At 67.6% G+C, this 21,951-nt stretch carries 22 protein-coding genes; 10 read left to right on the forward strand and 12 right to left on the reverse strand.

Going from position 1 to position 21,951, the window contains the following annotated elements; translation table 11 throughout:
* Positions 1–52: 52 nt before the first annotated feature.
* The 5 genes from NV2_RS00315 (at position 53) to NV2_RS00335 (ending at position 4,743) form a co-directional block, all read left to right on the forward strand.
* Entirely contained in the window at positions 53–1,024 is a 972-nt protein-coding gene (locus NV2_RS00315) for a carbohydrate kinase family protein (protein ID WP_067867455.1), read from the forward strand.
* Positions 1,025–1,140: 116 nt separating this feature from the next.
* Positions 1,141–1,854 carry an MBL fold metallo-hydrolase gene (locus tag NV2_RS00320; protein ID WP_067869013.1) on the forward strand — a complete coding sequence of 238 codons (714 nt, stop codon included), beginning with the start codon at positions 1,141–1,143 and terminating at the stop codon, positions 1,852–1,854.
* Positions 1,855–2,140: 286 nt separating this feature from the next.
* On the forward strand, positions 2,141–3,256 hold the full coding sequence (locus tag NV2_RS00325) for an ABC transporter permease (RefSeq protein ID WP_067867458.1): 1,116 nt from the start codon (positions 2,141–2,143) through the stop codon (positions 3,254–3,256).
* The gene (locus tag NV2_RS00330; protein WP_067867460.1) at positions 3,253–3,981 is read left to right on the forward strand and encodes an ABC transporter ATP-binding protein; all 729 of its coding nucleotides are present in this window, start codon (positions 3,253–3,255) and stop codon (positions 3,979–3,981) included. Before NV2_RS00325 ends, NV2_RS00330 begins: the two co-directional genes overlap by 4 nt.
* A gap of 177 nt (positions 3,982–4,158) precedes the next feature.
* Entirely contained in the window at positions 4,159–4,743 is a 585-nt protein-coding gene (locus tag NV2_RS00335; protein ID WP_067867463.1) for a TetR/AcrR family transcriptional regulator, read from the forward strand.
* 113 nt (positions 4,744–4,856) lie between these two features.
* On the opposite strand, the gene NV2_RS00340 is transcribed toward NV2_RS00335, so the two are convergent.
* On the reverse strand, positions 4,857–5,957 hold the full coding sequence (locus NV2_RS00340) for a branched-chain amino acid aminotransferase (protein ID WP_067867465.1): 1,101 nt from the start codon (positions 5,955–5,957) through the stop codon (positions 4,857–4,859).
* A gap of 228 nt (positions 5,958–6,185) precedes the next feature.
* Positions 6,186–7,286: a glycine cleavage system aminomethyltransferase GcvT gene (gene gcvT, locus NV2_RS00345; protein WP_067867468.1), complete on the reverse strand. Its 1,101-nt coding sequence runs from the start codon at positions 7,284–7,286 to the stop codon at positions 6,186–6,188.
* A gap of 181 nt (positions 7,287–7,467) precedes the next feature.
* Here gcvT and NV2_RS00350 point away from each other — a divergent pair, with 181 nt between their 5' ends.
* Positions 7,468–7,887 carry a group I truncated hemoglobin gene (locus NV2_RS00350; RefSeq protein WP_067867472.1) on the forward strand — a complete coding sequence of 140 codons (420 nt, stop codon included), beginning with the start codon at positions 7,468–7,470 and terminating at the stop codon, positions 7,885–7,887.
* 1 nt (position 7,888) lies between these two features.
* Here the strand turns inward: NV2_RS00350 and NV2_RS00355 are convergent, their stop codons facing one another.
* Complete coding sequence (locus tag NV2_RS00355; RefSeq protein ID WP_245662372.1) at positions 7,889–8,575, reverse strand: MerR family transcriptional regulator; 687 nt, start codon at positions 8,573–8,575, stop codon at positions 7,889–7,891.
* Between the two features lie 95 nt (positions 8,576–8,670).
* Here NV2_RS00355 and NV2_RS00360 point away from each other — a divergent pair, with 95 nt between their 5' ends.
* Positions 8,671–9,144, forward strand: coding sequence for a DUF6194 family protein (locus NV2_RS00360; protein WP_067867475.1), 474 nt, complete (start codon positions 8,671–8,673; stop codon positions 9,142–9,144).
* Between the two features lie 30 nt (positions 9,145–9,174).
* Here NV2_RS00360 and NV2_RS00365 read toward each other — a convergent pair whose 3' ends face one another.
* From NV2_RS00365 to NV2_RS00375, 3 genes are read right to left on the reverse strand one after another with little or no spacing between them, the layout of a single operon-like run.
* The gene (locus NV2_RS00365; protein WP_084473740.1) at positions 9,175–11,010 is read right to left on the reverse strand and encodes an outer membrane protein assembly factor BamB family protein; all 1,836 of its coding nucleotides are present in this window, start codon (positions 11,008–11,010) and stop codon (positions 9,175–9,177) included.
* A 30-nt stretch (positions 11,011–11,040) separates the two neighbouring features.
* The gene (locus tag NV2_RS00370) at positions 11,041–11,865 is read right to left on the reverse strand and encodes an alpha/beta fold hydrolase (protein ID WP_067867479.1); all 825 of its coding nucleotides are present in this window, start codon (positions 11,863–11,865) and stop codon (positions 11,041–11,043) included.
* Positions 11,862–12,353 carry a hypothetical protein gene (locus NV2_RS00375; RefSeq protein ID WP_084473742.1) on the reverse strand — a complete coding sequence of 164 codons (492 nt, stop codon included), beginning with the start codon at positions 12,351–12,353 and terminating at the stop codon, positions 11,862–11,864. Before NV2_RS00375 ends, NV2_RS00370 begins: the two co-directional genes overlap by 4 nt.
* Positions 12,354–12,730: 377 nt before the next feature.
* On the opposite strand from NV2_RS00375, the gene NV2_RS00380 reads away from it, so the two are divergent.
* Positions 12,731–13,981, forward strand: coding sequence for a PucR family transcriptional regulator (locus NV2_RS00380; RefSeq protein WP_168436077.1), 1,251 nt, complete (start codon positions 12,731–12,733; stop codon positions 13,979–13,981).
* A 36-nt stretch (positions 13,982–14,017) separates the two neighbouring features.
* On the opposite strand, the gene NV2_RS00385 is transcribed toward NV2_RS00380, so the two are convergent.
* Together NV2_RS00385 and NV2_RS32590 are read right to left on the reverse strand one after the other, a co-directional pair.
* Positions 14,018–15,247 carry an amidohydrolase gene (locus NV2_RS00385; protein WP_174550543.1) on the reverse strand — a complete coding sequence of 410 codons (1,230 nt, stop codon included), beginning with the start codon at positions 15,245–15,247 and terminating at the stop codon, positions 14,018–14,020.
* 26 nt (positions 15,248–15,273) lie between these two features.
* Entirely contained in the window at positions 15,274–15,942 is a 669-nt protein-coding gene (locus NV2_RS32590; RefSeq protein WP_067867491.1) for a trimeric intracellular cation channel family protein, read from the reverse strand.
* Positions 15,943–16,227: 285 nt separating this feature from the next.
* On the opposite strand from NV2_RS32590, the gene NV2_RS00395 reads away from it, so the two are divergent.
* A complete protein-coding gene (locus tag NV2_RS00395; RefSeq protein WP_168436076.1) occupies positions 16,228–17,130 on the forward strand; it encodes an endonuclease/exonuclease/phosphatase family protein in 903 nt (300 codons plus the stop codon).
* A gap of 3 nt (positions 17,131–17,133) precedes the next feature.
* Positions 17,134–17,745 carry a DedA family protein gene (locus tag NV2_RS00400; RefSeq protein ID WP_067867498.1) on the forward strand — a complete coding sequence of 204 codons (612 nt, stop codon included), beginning with the start codon at positions 17,134–17,136 and terminating at the stop codon, positions 17,743–17,745.
* A gap of 140 nt (positions 17,746–17,885) precedes the next feature.
* Here NV2_RS00400 and NV2_RS00405 read toward each other — a convergent pair whose 3' ends face one another.
* From NV2_RS00405 to NV2_RS00420, 4 genes are all read right to left on the reverse strand, one after another.
* Positions 17,886–18,584: a DUF8020 domain-containing protein gene (locus NV2_RS00405; protein WP_067867501.1), complete on the reverse strand. Its 699-nt coding sequence runs from the start codon at positions 18,582–18,584 to the stop codon at positions 17,886–17,888.
* A 71-nt stretch (positions 18,585–18,655) separates the two neighbouring features.
* Positions 18,656–19,483, reverse strand: a complete 828-nt coding sequence (locus tag NV2_RS00410) for an alpha/beta fold hydrolase (protein ID WP_067867503.1) — start codon at positions 19,481–19,483, stop codon at positions 18,656–18,658.
* A 77-nt stretch (positions 19,484–19,560) separates the two neighbouring features.
* Positions 19,561–20,886 carry an MFS transporter gene (locus tag NV2_RS00415; RefSeq protein WP_067867505.1) on the reverse strand — a complete coding sequence of 442 codons (1,326 nt, stop codon included), beginning with the start codon at positions 20,884–20,886 and terminating at the stop codon, positions 19,561–19,563.
* 325 nt (positions 20,887–21,211) lie between these two features.
* Entirely contained in the window at positions 21,212–21,901 is a 690-nt protein-coding gene (locus NV2_RS00420; protein WP_067867508.1) for a TetR/AcrR family transcriptional regulator, read from the reverse strand.
* Between the last annotated feature and the right edge of the window lie 50 nt (positions 21,902–21,951).

The following is a 21,951-nucleotide window of genomic DNA, read 5'->3' on the forward strand; positions in this document are numbered from 1 at the left end:
CGCACGGTACGGTAATCCTGTTTTCGCCTTCGACAGATAAGGACCGGGTTTCGTGACCATCGCTGTGTCCGCTTCCATCGCGACCGACCACCTGATGCGCTTTCCTGGAAAGTTCTCCGACGCACTGCTTGCCGATCAGTTGCAGCACGTGTCGCTGAGCTTCCTGGTGGACGATCTCGTGATGCGTAAGGGCGGTGTGGGCGGCAATATCGCCTACGCGATGGGATTGTTGCGGGGCAGCCCGCTGCTGCTCGGCGCGGTCGGCTCCGACTTCGCCGAATACCGCGAATGGCTGGAGCGGCACGGCGTGGACTGCTCGGCGGTGCACGTCTCACAGACCGCGCACACCGCGCGCTTCGTCTGCACCACCGACGAGACGATGGCACAGATCGCCTCGTTCTACCCGGGCGCGATGAGTGAGGCCCGCGAGATCTCGATCGCCCAGGTGGCCGAAAACCGTTCGCTGGACCTGGTTCTGATCGGCGCCAACGATCCCGACGCGATGCTGCAGCACACCGCGCAGTGCCGCGAACTCGGTATTCCGTTCGCCGCGGACCCCTCTCAGCAGCTGGCCCGGCTCGACGGTGCGCAGGCGCTGGCCCTGATCGACGGTGCCACATACCTTTTCACCAACGAATACGAGTGGGGCCTGCTGCAGAAGAAGACGGGCCTGTCGGCCGAGGAGATCGACAGCCGCGTCGGCATCCGTGTCACCACCCTGGGCGCCAAGGGCGCGGTCGTCGTCGACGGTGACGGCGTCGAGGTGAATGTGGAAGTGGTGCCGGAGGTTTCGAAGGTCGATCCGACCGGTGTGGGCGATGCCTTCCGCGCCGGCTTCCTCACCGCGCATGCCGCCGGCCACAGCCTGCAGCGCTCGGCGCAGCTCGGGTCGCTCACCGCGGTCCTGGTGCTCGAGACGGTAGGAACCCAGGAGTGGACGCTGGACCGCGATTCCGCCCTGGACCGGCTGCGTGGCGCCTACGGCCCCGAGGCCGCCGGCGATCTCACACCGCTGCTGGGCTGAGATCGCCTACGGCCCCGAACGAGGTCCCGGCCGACCGATTCCGGCGAACGCCTCCGTGAAAACTCACAATTGCGACCGGATGCGCAAGGTTCGCCAGGTATCAATAGGGTGTGGGTATGGGATCCGACCGTTTATATTTTCGTCAGCTGCTGGCGGGCCGGGACTGGGCCGTCGGCGATCCGATCGCCACTCAGATGCGGAACTTTTCGTATCTGATCGGTGACCGGGAGTCCGGCGAATGCGTGGTGGTCGATCCCGCGTACGCGGCGGGAGATCTGGCCGAGATCGCCGAGTCCGACGGACTGCGGCTGACCGGAGTGCTGGCCACCCATCATCATCCCGACCACGTCGGTGGCTCGATGATGGGCTTCACACTGCGCGGCGTACGGGAACTGCTGGAGCAGGTCCAGGTTCCGGTACACGTGAACCGGGAGGAACTGTCCTGGGTCGCGAACGTCACCGGCATCGCCGAGAGTGAGTTCACCGGCCACGACCACGGCGATACGCTGCGCGTCGGCGATCTCGAGATCGAGTTCCTGCACACCCCCGGCCACACTCCGGGCAGCCAGTGCTTCCTGGTGGAGAACCGCTTGGTCGCCGGCGACACCCTGTTCGTCGACGGCTGCGGTCGCACCGATTTCCCCGGCGGCGACTCCGACGCGATGTTCACCAGCCTGCGTCACCTGTCCGAATTGAGCGGCGATCCGGTCGTGTATCCCGGTCACTGGTATTCGGAGGAGCCCAGCGCGGCCCTGTCGGCGGTCCGCGAGAACAACTATGTGATGCGTCCCAAAACCCTCGAACAGTGGCGCATGCTCATGCCCGGCTGATCCGCTGCTCCGAGCCGGTACCCAGCCGACCCGGCAGCCGACCGGCAGGTAGCGACAACCGAACTGTCCGACCCGAGGCCCTCTCACTGCGTGAGAGGGCCTTTCGCTGTCCGGGCCCCGACAACGTCCGGGCGGTCGGACCGCCGGTCCGTCGGCCGACGGACCACCCGACCGGACCCCACCAAATTTTTCCCGACAGCATGTTGATATCTTACCGACACACCGTCAGGAAGACGGGTGGAAAGGTCGACCCGCGCCACCGTGGCGGCCACGACGAGGAGTTGTCATGTTCTTGGCATTGCGCGAACTGTGGTACGCGCGAATGAGATTCGGGCTGATGGGTGGCGTCGTCACCCTGATCTCGATCCTGACCGTCATGTTGTCGGGCCTGTCGTCCGGTCTGGTCGACGACGGAGTCTCGGGCCTGCGCGCCCTCCCGGTGGACGGGTTCGCCTTCGCCGACGGCACCAAAACCGATTCGGCGTTCACTCGCAGCACCATCGACACCGAACAGGTCGCGAGCTGGCGGGCCCGCCCGGACGTGGCACAGGCGGCACCGTTCGGCAACACCCTGGTCAATGCGAAGACCGGCGACGGGGTGGCGATCGACTTCGCGCTGTTCGGCGTCGAACCCGATTCGTTCCTGGCACCCGCACCCGCCCAGGGCTCGGGATTGGCCGAACCCGACGGGATCGTGGTCAGCGACACCGCGCTCGAGAACGGCGCCCACCTCGGCGACACCGTTGTCATCGACCGGCTCGGCACCACATTGCGGATCGTCGGGGTCACCTCCGGTAAGCAGACCTTCGGGCATGTCGACGTCGCGTATGTTCCATTGCGCACCTGGCAGGAGATCCACGCCGGGGCGAAACCGGGTGAGGCGGTGCCGCAGCACGCGTACCGGGAGGCCAGCGCGGTCGCCCTGCAAGGTTCCGGTATCGACCTGGCCGCCGGTGACGCCACCGCCCACACCTCGGCGATGACGCGCGACGATTCCTACGATGCCTCCCCCGGGTTCTCCGCGGAAATGGCGACGATGTCGATGATCAAGGCATTCCTGTACGCCATCTCGGCACTGGTGGTGGGCGCGTTCTTCCTGGTGTGGACGATTCAGCGCTCCGGTGAGCTGGCGGTGCTGCGCGCGATCGGGGCGCCGACCCGATTCCTGCTCGTCGACGGCCTCGCTCAGGCGCTGGTGGTGCTCGTCGGCTCGACCGCGCTGGGTGTGCTGATCGCGGTGGCGGGCAGCAGTTTCATCCAGGGCATGCCTTTCAGTCTCGATCCGGCCGCCATCGCCACCGGCGCGATCGGGTTGATCGTGCTCGGCCTCGTCGGTGCCGCCGCGGCCATCGTGCGCGTCACCCGCATCGATCCACTCACCGCGTTGGGAGCACACCGATGACCACCTCCGGCATTCGCGAATCCGGCACATCTCGCCCGCCGTCGGACGACGCTGCCGGCCTCGTCCTCGACGATGTCTGTCTGCGCCTCGGCGACGGCGCCGGGACCGTCACCGCACTCGATCACGTGCGATTGTCCGTCGCGCCGGGCGAATTCGTCGCCGTCATCGGCCCGTCCGGTTCCGGCAAGTCGAGTCTGCTGGCCGTCGCCGGTGGGCTGACCACCCCGGATACCGGCACCGTTCGTATCGCCGGCACCGAGGTACGCGCGCTCGGCACCCGCGCCCGGACCCGGTTCCGGCTGCAGCACATCGGTTTCGTCTTCCAGTCCGGCAATCTGCTCCCTGCGCTGACGGCCGTCGATCAGCTCCGCCTGGTCGCCCGACTCAGCGGTGCCCGCCGCGATCCGGCCGAACTGCTGGCCGCGGTCGGCATGGCCGACAAGGCCGGACGCCGCCCGGAGCAGCTGTCCGGTGGTGAACGCCAGCGCGTCGGTATCGCCCGTGCCCTGGTCGGTGCACCGAAGGTGCTCCTGGTCGACGAGCCCACCGCGGCCCTGGACCGGGCCCGCAGCGCCGACATCGTGGACCTGCTGGCCGCCGAGACTCGCGCCGCCTCGGTGGCGACGGTCATGGTCACCCACGATCACGACATCATCGACCGCTGCGATCGGGTGTTGCACATGGTCGACGGCACCCTGACCGAGGCGGACCTGCCGCGCGGTTGAGCACCCCGGTGGATCACCGGCGCGCCGCACGCGGCCTCGCCCGTTCACGGTGGCGGATCCGCATCCGCCACCGTGGATCCGCGTCGCGACCGGCTGTCAGGGTTCCGGCGGCAGATGACACACTGATGTTCCCCAGGGCTCGGAGCACCGGCCCGGACAACGATCGAAGGAGGGTGGATGCCGAGGATTCAGGCGGCGACGGTGGCCGAACACCGGCAGGCACAGCGCCGTGCCCTCCTGGATGCGGCCCGCGCGATCCTGGCCGAGACCCCCGGCGTCGCACCGTCTCTGGCGGAGGTGGCGGCCCGCGCGGGCCTGTCCCGGCCGAGCGTGTATCAGTATTTCGGTTCCCGCAACGACCTTCTCGACGCGATCATGGCCGACGCATTACCGCGCTGGAGCGCACGCATCACCGACGGTCTCGCCGCCACCACCGATCCCGGGGCGCAGGTCCTGGCCTACGCACGCATCAACCTGGAACTGGTCGCCGAGGGGGAACATGCTGTGGTGCAGGGCCTTTCCACACTGGTCTCCGCCGACACCCTCGCCGAACAGGGCCGCGCCATCCACGCCGAGTTGCGGACGCCACTGCTGCGCGCCCTCACCGATTTCGGCGCACCCGACCCCGACACGACCGCCGAACTGATCAACGCGGTCGTGCACACCGCCTCCCGCATGATCGAGAACGGTGCGGCATTCGACACCACATGGGCCCGGGTGCGCGACCTGCTGGCGCCGTACCTCACCCCCGCCCCCGGCTGAGGCCCACCGCGGCGGGCGGCCGACGACCTGCCGCCACCCGGGGCGTGGTTGGCGCCGGGGCAGAACCACAGCATTCCGGCCCGCGCGGAAACGTCCGGGGCCCGCTGCTGTGCTCAGGCCAGGGTGCGCAGCCAGCCGTGGGTGTCGGCGAAGGTGCCGCGCTGGATACCGGTGAGGGTGTCACGCAGGGCCATGGTGACCTCGCCGGGCTCACCGCCACCGATGGAGAACTCGCCCTCGTCCGACTTCACCCAGCCGACCGGGGTGATGACCGCGGCGGTGCCGCACGCGAACACCTCGGTGATCTCACCGGAGGCCGCGCCCGCACGCCATTCCTCGACCGAGACCTTGCGCTCCTCGACCGGGTAGCCGGAGTCGGCGGCGAGGGTCAGCAGGCTGTCGCGGGTGATGCCCGGCAGCAGCGAACCCGACAGTTCGGGAGTGACCAGGCGGGCGTCGGCACCGGAGCCGTAGACGAAGAACAGGTTGTTGGTGCCCATCTCCTCGACGTACTTGCGCTCGCAGGCATCCAGCCACACGACCTGGTCACAGCCCTCGTCGGTGGCCTGCTGCTGGGCGAGCAGCGAGGAGGCGTAGTTGCCGGCGACCTTCGCCTCGCCGGTGCCGCCGGGCGCCGCGCGCACGTACTCGGTGGACAGCCACACCCGCACCGGCTTCACACCGCGCGGGAAGTAGGCGCCGGCGGGCGAACCCAGCAGCAGATATTTGTAGGAAGCGGCGGGCTTCACACCGAGCCCGGCCTCGGTGGAGAACATGAACGGCCGTAGATACAGCGATTCCTCACCGCCGGCCGCGGGAACCCAGTCGCGGTCCACGTCGAGCAGCTGGCGCACCGATTCGACGAACAGCTCTTCGGGCAGTTCGGCCATCGCCAGCCGCCGCGAGGACTTGCGGAACCGGGTGGCGTTGGCGTCGATGCGGAAGGTGGCGATGCTGCCGTCGGCCTGCCGGTAGGCCTTGAGCCCCTCGAAGATGGCCTGACCGTAGTGGAACACCATGGTCGCCGGGTCCATGCTCAGCGGGCCGTACGGCTCGACCTGCGCATTGGTCCACTGTCCGTCGACATAGTCGATCGAGACCATGTGGTCGGTGAAGAACCGGCCGAAGCCGGGCGCCGCCAGAATCTCCGTGCGCCGGTCCGCCGGAACAGGGGCGGGATGCGGGGTACGGGAAAACTGTGCAGCGAGGGTCATGATCTCGATCTTAGAGCCGTGTGCGCGAGCCGCGACGCCCGGACCTGCGGTCGGGCACGACGTGGGCTCCGCTCGTGCCCCCGCCGCAGTGCCCGAACCACCTCCCCCGAGCCGCCGCACACCATCCCGTCAACACCCATTTTTGCGGCGAAACGGACCTGATTGCCCTGCTCGTGGCGGGAGGACCCGACGGCACCGCACCTGCGGTATCTCACCGCGTCCGACGCGTCAGGACGTGTGTGAGGTGACGAACGGCGGACGCAGCACGGTGGCGCGCAACCGGCGGCCGCGCACATCGACCTCGACCTCGTCGCCCGGCTCCAGGCCCGCATCGGTGTTCAGCAGGGCGAGCGCGACCCCCACCTTGAGACTCGGCGAGAAGGTGCCCGAGGTGGTCTCGCCGACAGCTCGGTCGCCGCGCAGCACGGTCTGGCCCGGGCGCAGCACACCGCGGTCGAGTGCCTTCAACCCCAGCAGGGTCCGGCGCGGCCCGTCCGCCTTCTCCCGGGTCAGTGCGTCCTTGCCCCAGAAGGCCGGCTTCTTCCAGCCGACGGCCCATCCGGCACGTGCCTGCACGGGAGAGATATCCGGTGACAGTTCGTGCCCGTGCAGCGGATACCCCATTTCGGTGCGCAGCGTATCGCGGGCGCCGAGTCCGGCGGGTTTACCGCCGACGGCCTCCACCTTCGCCAGCAGCGCCCGGAACACGTCTTCGGCATCGTCCCAGCGGGGCACCAGTTCGTACCCGTGCTCACCGGTGTATCCGGTGCGGCACACCCGGATCGGCCGCCCCTCCCATTCGGCGTCGACGAATGCCATGTACTCCATGTCGGTCGGAAGGCCCAGCGCGGCAAGTACTTCCGCCGACTTCGGCCCTTGCACCGCGAACACGGCGTACTCGCGGTGTTCATCGGTGACGGTGATCCCCGCGGGCGCCGCCTCCCGCAGCGCCGCGACCACGGCCGCGGTGTTGGCCGCGTTGGGCACCAGGAAGATCTCGTCGTCGCCGACGTAGTAGGCGATCAGATCGTCGATCACCCCGCCGTCGGTGGTGCAGCACAGCGTGTACTGCGCTTTGCCCGGCCGGATCCGTCCCAGATCGTTGGTCAGCGTCGAGTTCACGAACTCCGCCGCCCCGGCGCCCCGCACCGTCGCCTTACCGAGATGACTCACGTCGAACAGGCCGACGGTGTTGCGTACGGCGGCGTGTTCGGTGACGGTCCCGCCGTACTGCACGGGCATGTCCCACCCGCCGAACGCCGCGAAGGTGGCGCCCAGCTCGGCGTGGACAGAATGGATCGGGCCCTGCAGCAGCGTCTCGTCGGTCACCCGGCGAGCTTAACGAGCCGGTTCCGTCGATGGGCCGCCCCCGCCCCGCCGTGTCGGCTCGATCACCTCTCGAGGCGACCGGACGGTATGTGAGGGCGGCGCAACCAGGGCTGTACACACCGCAACCCCGCCGCGACGCGACACTAACGGCTGCGCAACACACCCTTGATGTCCTGTATTCATGCGTATCTCGTCGATCTTCTCCAAGTCGTCCTCGGAAGCACCGCCGACCGCGCCCTCGATCTACGACCGGATCGGTGGCCGCGAAGCCCTGGAAACCGTCGTCGAGGACTTCTACGTCCGAGTACTCGCCGACGACGACCTGTCCGGCTTCTTCACCGGCACCAACATGTCCCGCCTCAAGGGGCGGCAGGTCGAATTCTTCGGCGCCGCCCTCGGCGGCCCCGACCCCTACACCGGCGCCCCCATGAAGCAGGTCCATCAGGGCCGCGGCATCACCATGCACCATTTCACCCTGGTCGCCGGCCATCTCACCGATTCCCTCACCGCCGCCGGAGTGCCGGAGGAGACCGTCGCGGAGATCATCGGTGCGATTGCACCGCTGGCGCCCGAGATCGCCTCGGACGCACCGAATTCCTGACTCACTCCTCGGACATCGGCCTGCGGTCGGACGGCACGAACTCCGCGAGCACCCCCGCCGCCTGCAGCAACGCCATCGATCGCCGGTCGATATCGGTTTCACGGGCGGCGAGGATCTCCGGCATCTCGCGCCCGCCCGCCTGCCGCAGCGCGGGAAGTACCGCCCGCAGCGCGGGGATTCGGTAGCCCGCCAGACGGAGCTGGTGAACGATCCGGGCATCACGGACGTCGTCCGGTGCATAGAGTCGCGCACCCCGGACCCGGCCGGGAACAACGAGCCCCTCGGCCTCCCAATGCCGCAGTGCCGATGCGCGAATCCCCAGCGCCGCAGCCAGTTCGGCGATCGACATCGCATCATCGACCACCGGCTCACCCACCGGTTCTCCCGCGATCACCTGCGCGGCCCGCTGCGCCTGCCGCAGTTCTCGCCGCTCGGCATGCAGCGCGGCGTGCGCGCCGTCCAGCAACTCCGGCAGCGCGGAACCCCGGTGCGCCGCCCGCATCATCACCTTCGCCTGCACCGGCCCCACTGCCTGGGCCAACCACCGATACGCTCGCGCCGAGAGCACATGGATCTCGGCGTACCGACGATATCCGGACGGCCCACGCGCGACCGCCGGCAGCACCCCGTCATGCTCGAGGTTGCGCACCTGCTGCACCGAGTAACCGGACCGCCTGCCGACATCCACAGTCCTCAGACCAGCAGATTCGCGACTTCTCACTGAACGACCAGGTATTTTTCGCCCAAAAGTCTCCATAACCACATGAATGAAACGCTAGAGCAATGCAGATGGACGAGCTCGTCGAATTCGTGGAAAATCTGGGTGGGATCCTCACCCTGCACCCGCAACCGGGTGACGGCACCCCCGAGATCGCCTGGGGTGACTATTTCTTCTACTACGCCCCCGACGGGGTACTCCCCCGCACCCAACCCTTCGCCACCATCGTCACCAAGGACTACCCGGGCGACGAAACCTCCCAGCTGAATCGCCCGAACATATTCCGGATCAACGTCGCGGCCGGTAAGGATCTCTTCGAACACCACACCGGCCACGCGCCCCGAGACCACCCGGCCCCACCCACCGACACCAGCACCCCCGACGTGATCTTCGCCCATCCGGTCTACACGAGTCAGGCCTGGCTCGCCGTCGTCTCCCCGGGCCCGGCCACCGATCCCGCCGTCCGCGACCTACTCCGTGGCGCGCACAGCACCGCTCGCGCGCGCCACGAGAAACGGGACCCGCACGCCGGCAGTTGAGTTCACCGCCGCATCGGTTGTCCTTGGGTCTCAGTTGAATCCGATGACATCCACCGACTCTCCATCCTCGGATGTGCACACGACAAGCATCGAACCGGGTACCGCGATGGCGGTATCCGGAATCGGACAGTCGTCGGCGCGGCGCTCGACAGCCGACTCGCCGTCGTGCCGGTCCCAGGACCGCACCATCACCGCACCGTCGTCTTCGGCCCGAGCCTCCACGATCTGTTCGGACAGAAATTCTCGAAGCGCGCGATTCGCACCGTGGCCGCGGTCTTCCAAGACGTACCGCACTGTTCCATCAGGTGTGGTGACCGTCGAAATCCTCCCCGAATATCCCTGCCCCGTATGCCGCGAGGTCAGTATGTCGCTGCCGTCGGCGTCCTCCACCATGGCCTCGGCCCCGGCGATCGACGGCTGCGGCTCGGACGTGACCAGGTCGGCGGGCCGCACGATGCGCAAGCGAGTCCGGTCCTGCGCAGTCGAGTCGGACCACGACATATCGACCGTGTTCCGGTACCCCTCGAACAGGATGTGTTCGATATTCCCGGATCCCCGCCCGATATCGCGCGCCGCCAGGATCTTCCCCGTCTCGGGATCTGTTGCGGTCAGATGCCACCACGACCGGCCCGCTGTCCCACACGGATCGGCGCGGTAGATCGCCTCGTCGGCAACATATCCCACGGTCGCTGCCCACGACGACCGTCCCGCCGGGGCGCCGCAATCCTCGGCTGCGGTCTTCGTCGCCCACACCTGTTTGCCGGTGCGACTGTCGTATCGAGCGAGCGAGCCGACACTACTGAGGAGCAGTGGTGCACCCGGGTGAGTGCCCGGATCGTGCCATTCATCAGTGAAACGGGCTCGAATGTATTCCGAGTCCTCCCACAACTTTTCGCCGGTCAGGCTATCGAAGGCAGCCCAGCCGGTGCCGCTCCAATAGGTGAGGACCACATCATCGGCTGCCGACCTCAGCGCGCTGTCACTCTGGGACAACAGGTTTCCGTCCTGTGGGGTGCGGCGATAATGCCAGCGTTCGGCACCGGTCTGCCCGTCGTATGCGGTCAGCCCACGCTCGTCCCCGACCACGAATCCGGCACCGGCGGCAACCACATTCGGCGTCTCGTGGTATTCGAAATACTCCGCAGCATCGACATGGACGTGGAACTTCTCGTCGCCCAACCGGGCCGGCAGGGGCCGAATCTCGGCCGGAGCTGCCGTCGTCCGGTCGATGTTGGCCCCGTCGTCGCCTGCGTGGACGGCACCGGTTGTGACTGCCACCGACACCCCGAGCCCGATTACCAGTCCGCTCGCCACTACCGCCCTGCCGGCCCTCGCGGACGTCTGAAACATCCACGCCGTCATGGCGACGGCACCCCCGAACACCAGCACGGCGGCCGCGCCGGCCGTCGGTAGCTGCGGAAAGTACGGATAGTCGCGCCGCACCTCGGCATACACCGACCACCACCGGGTGCGGATCAGCACGTACACCACGGCAAGCGCCACTGCGACCACCACGGCCCGCACCAGCCAGCTGTCCCGGACCGCACCCGTGCGCCGGGCCACCCACGGCACCAGCGGGGTGATCACCACGGTGAACAGCACTACGGCACCGCCGACGAGCGACCACTGCGCAATACGCTCGGCGACCCCCTCGACCGGAACCTCGTGCCACCGATCCTCCACGACGACCGCGTCCGCGAACCAGCGGCTGTAGATCCCGAGCCCCACCCCGCCGACTACCGCACCGAGCCCGATCCCGAACAGCGTGTCGCGCACAATCGCCGCGCGTGAAGTACCGCCGAACATCCCGCCCCCTGTTGCCGCCCCGATACGGATGCCGTGAATAGTGGAGGCGGGGTCCGACATCGACAATTCGATCCCCGCGGAGGGCCGGGGTCAGCGGCTCGGTTCGTGCCGGTTCAGGAATTCGTCGATGAGGGTGTTCACCCTGTCCGGGACTTCCACAGCGACCAGATGTGCGGCATCGTCCAGGAACAACAATTCGGCGCCGGGGATCGCACGCGCCATGTCCTCGAGCTCCGCGGGCGGGAAGATCGAATCCTGTCGTCCTCCGACGACCAGGGTGGGCGTTCGAATTCCGGCCAGCAGCGGCCGCTGATCCGGTCGGTGGACGACGACACTGCGGACCGCGTGCGCCGCCGACCCGACCTTGTTCGCGCGAACCATCCGCCGGACCCGCGCCACCACATCGGGGCGGTCACGCATCGATGTCGGCCCGAGGAAAGCGGACAGCGCCGCCCGCATCACCGGCCCGGAGAATCCGCCGATCGCCCGCGCCAGAACGAGCAACGCACTGTATTCGAGACGCTGGCGGGCTCCGGCGGGAGAGGCCGTGCCGTTCATCAGCACACTGGTCAGGATCCGCTCCGGGTGACGTGCGGCGAAGGTGGCGCCGATCATCGCCCCCCAGGAATTGCCGATGAAATGTGCGCGGTCGATCCCGGCGTCATCGAGGATCCGGACCACGCACTGCACGCATTCGTCGAAGGTGAACGGCCGGTCGAGCGCGGTGCCGGCGCCGTGGCCGGGTGGGTCGATCGCGTAGGTGGTGAACCGGGCGGAGAAATGCGCGACCTGATCGTCCCACAGGGTGTGATCCATCAGCAGGCTCGGCCACAACAGCATCGGCGGTCCCGATCCGGTGACGCGGACCCGAAGGGTGCCGAGGTCGGTGTCGATGTATCGGTCGGTGCTGTTCACAGGACCTGCCGTTCCGTCGGAGAACTGCCGACGCCCGCGAACGGCCGGCGCTCCACGCGGGGAAGGCAGCATCGCCCGGAGTCGATGTCGCGCACCAGATCTCCGTAGGCGATACTCAGCTCCGCCAGACGCGTCCACGCCGTATGCATGGGCACGCCGGCCGGGTCGTCGTACATCAGTAGATGGAATGCGCGGGCGGCACGAGCGGCGATACCGTCGATCAGTTCCCCGAGCGTGCGCTCGTATACGCGGCTCCCCGTGGTGGGTGCGGGGAGATAGAGTGAACTCCAGGTATTGATTTCGGCGATCAGTGCGCGCCGCCGAGATCGCAGTCGCTCCGCGGCGGGCCCCGCGTCCCGATAGGACTGCGACAGCGCGAACGCGAGGCAACACACAGGCCCGTGGGCGCCTCGACCGCCGATCGCAGTCAACAATTCGGTGGCGCTGGGGAGATGGGAGGTGCCCGGTCCGAGGTGTTGTCGGGTCATCCTCACTCCCCGTGGTTCCTGGGGTGCTGCCACGGAGGCGGGGCCTCGCAGGGTGCGGGGCGACATTGCGGCACGGGAATGGGTCGGCGCGGGCGGCACCTCGGGGTGCGACAAAGCTGAGCAGACATTTCTGAGTCGTACTTTCGCGACGGGTTCCGATGAAACGAACTGGTCTTGTCGAACGAAGATCCACGCCGGCACCGGCGGATTCGTGATACGTGGTGCCGGGTCGAACCGGGCACAGTTATCGTATGGCGCCGTAGCGCCCACACCTATGGGCCGACGCTATGAAACATGCGGCGGATCTCGTGCTGCGCGCACAAAATGGATCGTCGCGCGCCTGCGGTGAGCAGCGAACCGGCCTACACTCCCCGGATATGAAACGCCCGACCCGGCAACCGGATGGGCTGCGTCTGGTTGTGCAGCGAATCCTGCGCGACCACGAAGCGCTGATCGGTTCGGTCGCAGTCGATATGCGCACCCGAGTTCCGGAGCTGGAGCTCGATTCCGATCCGCGGCTGCGCGATCTGATCGAAGCGGGCACCACCGACAATCTGTTGGCGGCCTTGGACTTTCTGCAGAGCGATGCCACCGCGGACCGGATTCGTGTACCGGCACGGGCCGTGGATTTCGCCAGAGTGGTGGCGCAGCGCAATATCCCGCTGTCGGCGTTGATCCGCTCCTACCGCGTCGCGCACGCCGCGTTCATGGATATCGCGATGGATTATGCGGTCGAGCTGACCGGTGAGCAGAGTTCGGCCGTCATCATCCGCCTGGTGCACCGCACAGCGCAGTACATCGATCAGGCATCCGAACAGATCGCCCACGCCTACGAGGCCGAACATGCCCGCTGGGTGGACACCCGCAGCGGGCCGCTGCGGGAGTGGGTGCGCCGGATCCTGGACGACCGGGACACCGATCTCGCCGCCGCCCAGCACGCGCTGGGATACTCACTGTCCCAGCGTCATCTGGCAGCCACCGTCTGGTCCGGCCCCGAGGTCTCCGCCTCGCAGACGGCATCGGCATTCGGTAGCTTGCGCGACATCCTCGCTCCGATCCTCGGAGCCTCCGGGATGCTCATGGTTCCCATCGACGAGCACGAAGCGCGAGTGTGGTTCGCCGTCGCTCCCGGCAGCACTTTCGATCCCGCGACCGTCGATCGCGCTCTCGCCGCACGCGCATTGCCGATCCGGCTGGCCATCGGAGGTTACGGGTACGGGCCCGACGGCTTCCGCGACGCAGCCCATCGCGCGGACCGCGTCCGCGCGGTGGCACTGATCGCCCGGACGCCCGCCCGGATGGTGACCTATTACCACCACGTTGCCGCATTGACCTTGCTCAGCGCGGATCTCGAGGCGCTGCGCGCATTCGTGGCCGAGTACCTCGGGGGTATGGCCGCGGACGACCCGCGGGCAGAGCGGCTACGGCAGACCCTGCAGGTGTTCCTGGCGACCAACGGTAGTTTCGCCGCGACCGCCCAGGAACTGCGACTCCATCGTAATACCGTGCACTACCGGGTCCAGCAGGCTATGGAGCTGCTCGGCGGCTCGCCGGAGGATCTGCACCAGAACCTGCATCTTCGGGTGGCGCTGTACGCGGCGCACTGGATGGGTTCGGCAGTGCTGTAGTCCTCGCCGAGGGATACGAGGGCCGGTGAGCACGGGCTACAACCAGGCCAGCGCCGCCACGACCAGGGCTTCGGTTCCGGCGTCCAGGGTCGGTTGGACGACCGGCGCGAAGAACGGCGAGTGGTTCACCGGAATGTCCTGCGCGACACGTCCGGCCTGTTCTGCCCTTCGATACACCTCGGCGTCGATGCCGCCCACACCCCAGTAGGTGTAGGGCACGCCCAGCGCGCCGGGGATATCACTGAAATCCTCACTGGCGCTGTTCATCGGCGCGTGTACGTGCCGGGCACCGAAGTGGGCGGTGAAGGCGTCGCCGACGCGGCGGGTGACTGCCGCATCGTTGTCGGTGAGGGGAAACCGGTCGTACAGTTCGAATTCCGGTTCGCGCGGGGAACCCGAGGCCTGGCATTCGGCGACGACGATCCGGCGGATCGCGGCGAGCATCGTGGTGCGGACCGCCTCGCTGTAGGTGCGGATATTCAGTTGCAGCACAGCGTGATCGGAGATCACATTGCTCTTGGAACCTGCGGTGATGCTGCCCACGGTGAGTACGGCGGTGTCGGTGGGCGCGACTTCCCGCGCCACCACGGTCTGCAGGCGGACCACGATCATCGCGGCCAGGACCACCGGGTCCACGGTGGCCTGCGGCATCGATCCGTGTCCGCCGCGCCCGTACACGGTGACCTGCATACTGTCGGCGGCCGACAGGAAAGGTCCGGGCCGGGTGCCGATGACACCGGCGGGTGCGGGCAGCACATGCTGGGCCAAGGCGACATCGACGGCGGGCACCAGCTCGGCGAGACCGCCGTCTGTCATCGCGCGGGCACCGTCGCCGAGTTCTTCGCCGGGCTGGAACAGCACCACCAGCGTTCCGTTCCATCGGTCGGTGTGTTCGGCGAGCAGTTGCGCCGCACCGAGCAGGCAGGTGACGTGTGCATCGTGTCCGCAGGCGTGCATCACCGGCACGTCGTTCCCGGATTCGTCGGGCGAGACGACCTCGCTGGCGTAGTCCAGTCCGGTCTGCTCGCGCACCGGCAGCGCATCCATATCGGCGCGCAGCAGCACTCCCGCACCGTCACCGTTGCGCAACACCCCGACCACCCCGGTGCCACCGACCCCTTCCCGCACCTCGTAACCGAACTCGCGCAGCCGCCCGGCGACCAGCCCGCCGGTGCGATGCTCCTCGTGCGACAGTTCCGGATGGCGGTGCAGATCCCGGTAGAAGTCCTCCTGCCACCCGCGGATCCGCTCCAGTCCCGCCAACAGGTCGGTGGTGCGGTCGGTCGAGCTCATCATTTCTCCTTCCGGCGGGTATAGCGCATCCGTTCCGGCCAGCTCACCTGCTCCGGCAGCATCCAGCCACGCCACCGTGCCAGCAGGCACAGTCCCGCACCCACCACGGTTGCCGCGATCGAACCGGCCGTCGCGTGCCCGGACCGCCAGATCAGCACCAGGGTGGCGCTGGCCAGCAGCGCGCAGGTGGCGTACAGCGTGTTACCCCCGAAAATCGCGGGTACGCGCCCGACCGAGATATCGCGCACCGCACCGCCGCCGACCGCCGTCACCGTTCCGAGCAGCAGCGCCGGCAACCAGCCCAGCCCCACCTCGAGGGTCTTCTGCGCCCCCACCGCCGCCCACGTCCCCAAACCCAGTGCGTCCACCCACGGGAACATGGCGTCCCACATCCGTCCCTCGAATCGCACCGCGAACGCCACCAGCGCCCCGACCAGCGCGGTCAGCAGGTAGGCGTAATCGGTCAGTGCGATCGGGGTGCCGCGCTGCAGCAGGGTGTCGCGAATGATGCCGCCCCCGAGCCCCGACGCCGTAGCCAGCACCGCGAACCCGATCGGATCGAACCGGAACGACCGCGCCACCGCACCACCCAGTAGTGCATTCGCGAACACGCCGGTGAGGTCCAAGGCCCGCAGCAGAGTCGGTACCGTCTCCGAAACAGCCGCCATCGGTTCAGCCTCCCGGTCGTCCCACAGTCACAGCAGTGCCATCGCACCTGGTTCCCGCCTTTTCATGGGCACCGTACCGCCTCACTCGCCCACCACCGCCCCACATCACCACCACCGCCGGGCAGCCCCACCGATCGGGGTGCACGCAGGGACGCTGCTCGCCTACGGGTACACCTGTTTTCTGTCGAAGCCGCTGGGCACGGCGGATGCCGAAGACGCGATGTCGGCCTGCCACAACCGATGCCGAGGGTGCCGGCGGTCGTCAGCGGCTGCCAGCATGAGCTCATGACTGTTTCCGGACCGGCTGCGAGCTCCGTTCGCGTAGTCACCTTCAATGTCCTGTCCCCACTCCTGGCGCACTGGAACCGGCGCAAGCCGGTCGTCGCGAACCGGTTACGCGCGGCCCGGCCCGACATCGTGGCGCTCCAGGAGGTGCACGCAGGACAAGACCGGGACCGGGCTCTGGCGGACCTGCTCGGCCCCGGCTGGCACTTCGCGTGGCATTCGCAGACCGCCGACGGCGAGGTCGGGCTGGTCCTGGCCAGCCGCTGGCCGTTGGGCGCGGTGCGCGAGCGGTCGCTGCATGTCACGGCCCGCACGGCTACCGCCGCGTGGTCCGCGATCGTTGTGGCCGAGGTGCACGCACCGGAGCCGCTCGGTGTCGTGCATATCGCCCACCACAAGCCGGTCTTCCAGTTCGGCTACGAGCACGAACGTGAGCTTCAGGCCGTGAAAGCCGCGCGCTTCATCGACGAGGTGCTGGGTGGAAGAGACGAACATGTGGTGTTGCTGGGCGATTTCGACGCCACCCCGGATTCGTCGAGTGTCCGCTTCTGGACCGGACGGCAGTCGCTGGACGGCATGAGTGTCAGCTACCACGACGCCTGGGACATGCTGCGCCCCCGCGATCCGGGCCACACCTTCACACCGGACAACCCGCTCGTCGCAGACGGTGATATGCCCACCGCGGGCGGCCGGCGGATCGACTACGTGATGGTTCGCGGCGCCGGTTTCGGCCCCACACTCGACGCGCGATCGGTCGAACGGATCGGTGTCGAGCCCGAAGGTGGCGTGCACGCCAGCGACCACTACGGCGTCCTGGCCGAATGGGCTGTCCCGGCACGCGCCCCCGGGTGGGTGGGGCTGACCCGCCGCAGGGCGAAGCGGTGGGAGACCCGCTACCGTTGATCGATGGCGTGGTCCGCACTCAATCCGATGAGCGGTTCCGCGTTGCTGAGCGAGTTCGGTGCCCTCGCCGTGCTGCTCGGCACCTTCGCCGAATCCGGGCTGGTCGTCGTCGGTTTCTTCCTTCCCGGCGACACGCTCATCTTTCCCGCCGGGGTGCTGTGCGCGAACGGGACTCTGGTGCTGTGGCAGGTGATGGTGGGTGCGGCGGCCGGTGCTGTCGCCGGGGCCCAGGCCGGCTACGTCTTCGGCAAGCACGGCGGCCGAGCAGTGCTGGCCCGCACGTCGAATCACCGCCTGCACGCCACGGTCGGCCGCGGAGAACAGTGGCTCGCCCGCTACGGCCCCCGCCGCGCCATCGTGCTGGGCCGGTTCGTGCCGATGGTGCGCACCGTGATCAATCCGGTGGCCGGCGTCCTGGAAGTCCCCACCGCGGTCTTCACCCGCTGGCAGGTGGTCGGCGGTATCGCCTGGTCCCAGAGCCTGGTGCTGCTCGGATACTGGCTCGGCACATCGATTCCCGATATCGACAAGTACCTGTTGCCCGCCGTGGGCGTGATCGTCGTGGTGTCGCTGCTACCGCTGTGGTTCGGCCGCCGCGGACAGTCTCCCGAATGAAACTCCGTCGATAGAGTGCCGTCCTGATCGACAACGAGGGCCACGGCGGGCCGAAGATGAGCGAGGCAATGGTGCGGGCGATTGCCGGATTCGCGCTGTGCGCCATTGCTCTCCACCCGCTCAGCCGATCGAGAATCTGCTCATTCGCCCGGGAAGGGCGCGTTGATCGTGGTGAAGTATTGCGCGGCCGCCGCCAGCGCCACCGGTGCGGTGACGAGCAGTTGCCCGGCCACGGTCCCGAGTGCGCCGATAGCCATGATCCCGCCGAGGCACCCCACCACGGCCGCCGGAACGAACGGTCCGAACATGCCGACGATGGTCGCGGCGGCGACCGTCGCGCCGGCGATACCGCCGAGCACACAGCCGATGCCGGCGCCACCGATACCACCCACGAGGGTGCCGATCGTCGCTCCTGCGGTGAGCGTGCTGGTCATTCGCGACCACGCCGCCTGTTCGCGATCGTAGGGGGTTTTCCACGGTGCGCTGTCCTCGAAGGGCAGCGCCACCGGCTTGTAGGTGGCGTGTGCGAGATCGAATTGCGGTGTCAGCGTGGCTGTCCGGTGGTCGATATCGGCCTTGATCGGGAAGACGAAATCGTCGACCCGGAAGGACAGCTCGGTGCCCGCGACATCGGTGCCGTCGGCGGCCTTGATCCGAAAGACGCCGTTATCCGCCACGAGCGATCCCGAATCCGTCGAAATGACAGTAGATTCCGGGGTGGATGTGGCGGTGAAATCCACCGCACCCGCACCCGGCTGTTCGGCACCGGCGGCGCCGGCGCCGAGAGCGACGGCCGTTGACATCACCGCGAGCGCGGCGATATTCGTCGTGAAACCCATGACCTTGTTCCTTCACTTGTTCATTGGAAAGCTGTCGGCGGTGACAGCCGGGGACCGGCCGGAGCCGAGGCTTACCTCGCCACCTCGTCGAGGACGCCGTCGAGATGGCCGGTGACGAGGCGGATGAATTCGGCGGGATGGTCGACCATCGGTGAATGCCCGGCTCCGGGCATCTCGACCGAGCGAGCGTGGGGAATGCCGGATTCGAGTACCGCGACATGGTCGGCGGTCCGCGCACAGTCCGCACTGCCGCGCACGATCAGGGTCGGTGCGGCGATGGCCTGCAACCGCGAGGTGAGGTCGAGTGCACGGGCCGCGCCGAGCACCGCTGCGAGGTAGGCGGGGTCGGTCCGTAGCACCGCCTGGACGTAGGTTTCCCAGTCCCGCTGCGGGGGCCGTGCGCTGACCAGCATGCCTACGGTGTCCTCGACCGCGGCGCGCGATGCCTCGGCCCCGTTGCGGATGCCGACGGTCCAGCGATCCACCGCTGCGGCGAAGCCCGGCAGAGTACCCGCGGTGCTCGCACCCGTGCCGACGAGGATCAGCCGTCGCACCCGCTGCGGCGCTGTGGAGGCGATGACCTGCGCGACGATGCCGCCGACGGAATTGCCCACCAGGTCGACCTGGTCGAGCCCTTCGGCATCGAGCATCGCGAGCACGGCCTCGGCCAGACCGGTCGGACCGGCCACCGCGGTCCAGTCCTGTCCGGTCGACGGCGAGTAGAAGTCGACCGCGTAGCACCGACGGGGTGCCAGGGCCTGCATGGTCGTGGTCCAGAACTGCCAGCAACCGAACCACGGGTGCAGAAATACCGTCGGCACGGCGGTCGGATCGGATCCGCTCACCTGATAGGACAGTGACGTGTGATCCAACGCCAGTGTGCGACTGTCGATTTCCATATCGAACCCCTTCAGGAAGATGTGCCCGATAAGCAGCGGGCGCTACGGTGCGGGCCGGGACGAGGACCGCGCGTGGTTCAGCTGACGGCGGCTTCGGCCGGCGTGGGATCCGGCTCGTCCGTCGAGGCGGCCGCACTGGACGGCAACCGCAGCACCAGTCCGGCCAGCAGGGAGATCGCACCGGTGCCCGCCATATAGATCGCGATGATCAGCCAGCTGTCGGTGGCGTCGAGGATCATCGAGGAGATCGAGGGGGCGATCGCGTTTCCGGCGATGAGCCCGATCGTGATCCCGACGGACATACCGGTGAATCGGAGGGCCGGCGGGAATACCTGGGAGAAGTAGGACGGCACCACTGCGTAGTTGGCCGAATACCCCATGAAGATCACCGCGAATCCGAGAATCATCCATCCGGGCTGCCGGGTGTCCATCAGAGCGAACCAGCAGAACGGCAGCACGATCATCGACGCCGCACCACCGAGGAACACCCGGCGAATGCCGAAGCGGTCGCCGATCGCACCGAACAGGGGCAGGCAGATCAGGATGGCGACGGTGGAGGTCAGCAGGACCGCGAGCATGGTGTCTTTGCCGAGTCCGAGCGTGTCCTTGCCGTAGCTCAGGGAGAAGACGGTCGTCATCGTGAATGCGGTGCCGGCGGCGAGGATGCCCATCGCGAGCAGAAGTACCGTGCCCAGGTGGTTGCGCAGCACGTCGACGACCGGCACCTGCTGGACCTCACCCTGGTGTTCGGCTTCTTCGAACTCGGGGGTCTCCTCCAGCGCGATCCGTGAGATCAGTCCGACGACCACGAGAATTGCACTGAGCAGAAAGGGAATTCGCCAGCCCCACGAGTACAGGGTGTCGTCGGACAACTGGAATGCGACGAGGAAGACCAGGTTGGCCAGGATCAGCCCGACCGTGGCGCCGGTATTGACCAGTGAGCCGAAGAAGCCGCTCTTCTTACCGGAATGTTCCACGGTCATGAGCACGGCGCCGCCGTATTCGCCACCGACAGAGAAGCCCTGCAGCAGCCGGGCGAGCACCAGTATCACCGGTGCCGCCGCACCGATCTGGTCGTAGGTGGGCATGAGCCCGATGAGGAAGGTGGAGGCACCCATCAGGATGAGGGTGAACACGAGCGCGGTCTTGCGTCCGATGCGGTCTCCGAAGTGCCCGAACACGATGGCGCCGACCGGGCGGGCGATGTAACCGACCGCGAAGGTCGCCAGCGACAACACGGTGGCCAGCGTCGGATCATTCGAGGAGAAGAACAGCTTCGGGAAGATCAGTGACGCCGCCAAGCCGTAGCAGGAGAAGTCGTAGTACTCGATCGTGGTGCCGATCCAGCTGGCGAAGGTGGCCTTCGCACGTTGTTTGCTGGACGACTGATGTGTGAGGGACATGATCTCCTCCGGGAAAACAAGCCATGATGCTCGGCCGTGTGAACAAGGACGGCGGAAGAACATCGACCTGTCGAGGTCCCCCGTCCGAGGGGCTGGATCCACATCTCGGTGAACCGGATGCGCGGTGTCTTGACTGGGCAGAAGGGTCAGCAGTCGACACGGGGGCTGTCCGCATGGCGACTATCGGTCGTACATTGATTCGTACTATGTACGGGTCCGGTCGGCCTGTCAAGACAGGAAATACAGATTTAACGGGGGTTGATTTTTCCCCGAGAATGTGATGCTGCCCACGGCGGAGCGGTGCAGCCGGCGGTCCGGCTACACGTCAGGGGCGAACAGCCAGAGACCGCACGGTGGCATCGATGTAGGCCGACAAGCCCGCCTCGAACTGTGCGTCCGAGGGCAGATCGGCCACCTCTTCGGCGTGCGCGACGAGTTGGGGGAACTCCTCGATCGACAGGCCCGCGTAGAAGTGCGTGCGCCGACGGCGCTGTTCGACGCCGTCACTTCCCGACAGTCCCCACTGTCGTGGCATCTGATAGCTGGCGAAGCCGATCGCGTAGGTGATGAGGAAGCCGTAGCAGCGCACGGCTTCCGGTCCCGGAATTCCGGAATCGACCAGACGCTGGATGACCGCTTCCCACGCACCACGCAGTGCCGCCGGACTGTCGGTGACGCGGGTAGCGAACAACCGCACGATGCTCGGATGTTCGCGCATCAACCCGAGTAATGCATACCCCATGGCGCGAAGGGCCTCGGCCGGGCCCGAATCCGGCTCCGGCGGCAGTTGCATCCGCCCGAGCACATGATCGGCCATGCCGTCGAGGATTTCGTCCTTGCTACGGAAGTAGCTGTAGAGCGTCATCGCACCGACCCCGAGCTCGGCGGCGATCCGGCGCATGGTCAACCGGTCCAGGTTCGCTTCCGCATCGGAAATACGCAGGGCGGCTTCGATGATCCGCTCGGCGGTGAGCGGCGTCTCGCGACGTCGAGACCGATTCGATTGGCCGGGCATAGCACTCCTCGTCATGACTGTCCTTGCAGCGTATCGGACGGGATCCGGTA

Origin of the sequence: Nocardia vermiculata NBRC 100427, assembly GCF_001613265.1 — a bacterium.
Lineage (GTDB): Bacteria > Actinomycetota > Actinomycetes > Mycobacteriales > Mycobacteriaceae > Nocardia > Nocardia vermiculata.

Excerpts from the sequence above, each read along its gene's own strand:
- NV2_RS00340 (WP_067867465.1), bottom strand. The coding sequence starts at position 5,957 with ATGACCCTCGCTGCACAGTTTTCCCGTACCCCGCATCCCGCCCCTGTT.
- NV2_RS00415 (WP_067867505.1), bottom strand. The coding sequence starts at position 20,886 with ATGTCCCTCACACATCAGTCGTCCAGCAAACAACGTGCGAAGGCCACC.
- NV2_RS00405 (WP_067867501.1), bottom strand. The coding sequence starts at position 18,584 with ATGGGTTTCACGACGAATATCGCCGCGCTCGCGGTGATGTCAACGGCC.
- NV2_RS00375 (WP_084473742.1), bottom strand. The coding sequence starts at position 12,353 with ATGACCCGACAACACCTCGGACCGGGCACCTCCCATCTCCCCAGCGCC.
- NV2_RS00325 (WP_067867458.1), top strand. The coding sequence starts at position 2,141 with ATGTTCTTGGCATTGCGCGAACTGTGGTACGCGCGAATGAGATTCGGG.
- NV2_RS00350 (WP_067867472.1), top strand. The coding sequence starts at position 7,468 with ATGCGTATCTCGTCGATCTTCTCCAAGTCGTCCTCGGAAGCACCGCCG.
- NV2_RS00320 (WP_067869013.1), top strand. The coding sequence starts at position 1,141 with ATGGGATCCGACCGTTTATATTTTCGTCAGCTGCTGGCGGGCCGGGAC.
- NV2_RS00420 (WP_067867508.1), bottom strand. The coding sequence starts at position 21,901 with ATGCCCGGCCAATCGAATCGGTCTCGACGTCGCGAGACGCCGCTCACC.
- NV2_RS00400 (WP_067867498.1), top strand. The coding sequence starts at position 17,134 with ATGGCGTGGTCCGCACTCAATCCGATGAGCGGTTCCGCGTTGCTGAGC.
- NV2_RS32590 (WP_067867491.1), bottom strand. The coding sequence starts at position 15,942 with ATGGCGGCTGTTTCGGAGACGGTACCGACTCTGCTGCGGGCCTTGGAC.
- NV2_RS00395 (WP_168436076.1), top strand. The coding sequence starts at position 16,228 with ATGACTGTTTCCGGACCGGCTGCGAGCTCCGTTCGCGTAGTCACCTTC.
- NV2_RS00360 (WP_067867475.1), top strand. The coding sequence starts at position 8,671 with ATGCAGATGGACGAGCTCGTCGAATTCGTGGAAAATCTGGGTGGGATC.
- NV2_RS00335 (WP_067867463.1), top strand. The coding sequence starts at position 4,159 with ATGCCGAGGATTCAGGCGGCGACGGTGGCCGAACACCGGCAGGCACAG.
- NV2_RS00330 (WP_067867460.1), top strand. The coding sequence starts at position 3,253 with ATGACCACCTCCGGCATTCGCGAATCCGGCACATCTCGCCCGCCGTCG.
- NV2_RS00410 (WP_067867503.1), bottom strand. The coding sequence starts at position 19,483 with ATGGAAATCGACAGTCGCACACTGGCGTTGGATCACACGTCACTGTCC.
- NV2_RS00380 (WP_168436077.1), top strand. The coding sequence starts at position 12,731 with ATGAAACGCCCGACCCGGCAACCGGATGGGCTGCGTCTGGTTGTGCAG.
- NV2_RS00365 (WP_084473740.1), bottom strand. The coding sequence starts at position 11,010 with ATGTCGGACCCCGCCTCCACTATTCACGGCATCCGTATCGGGGCGGCA.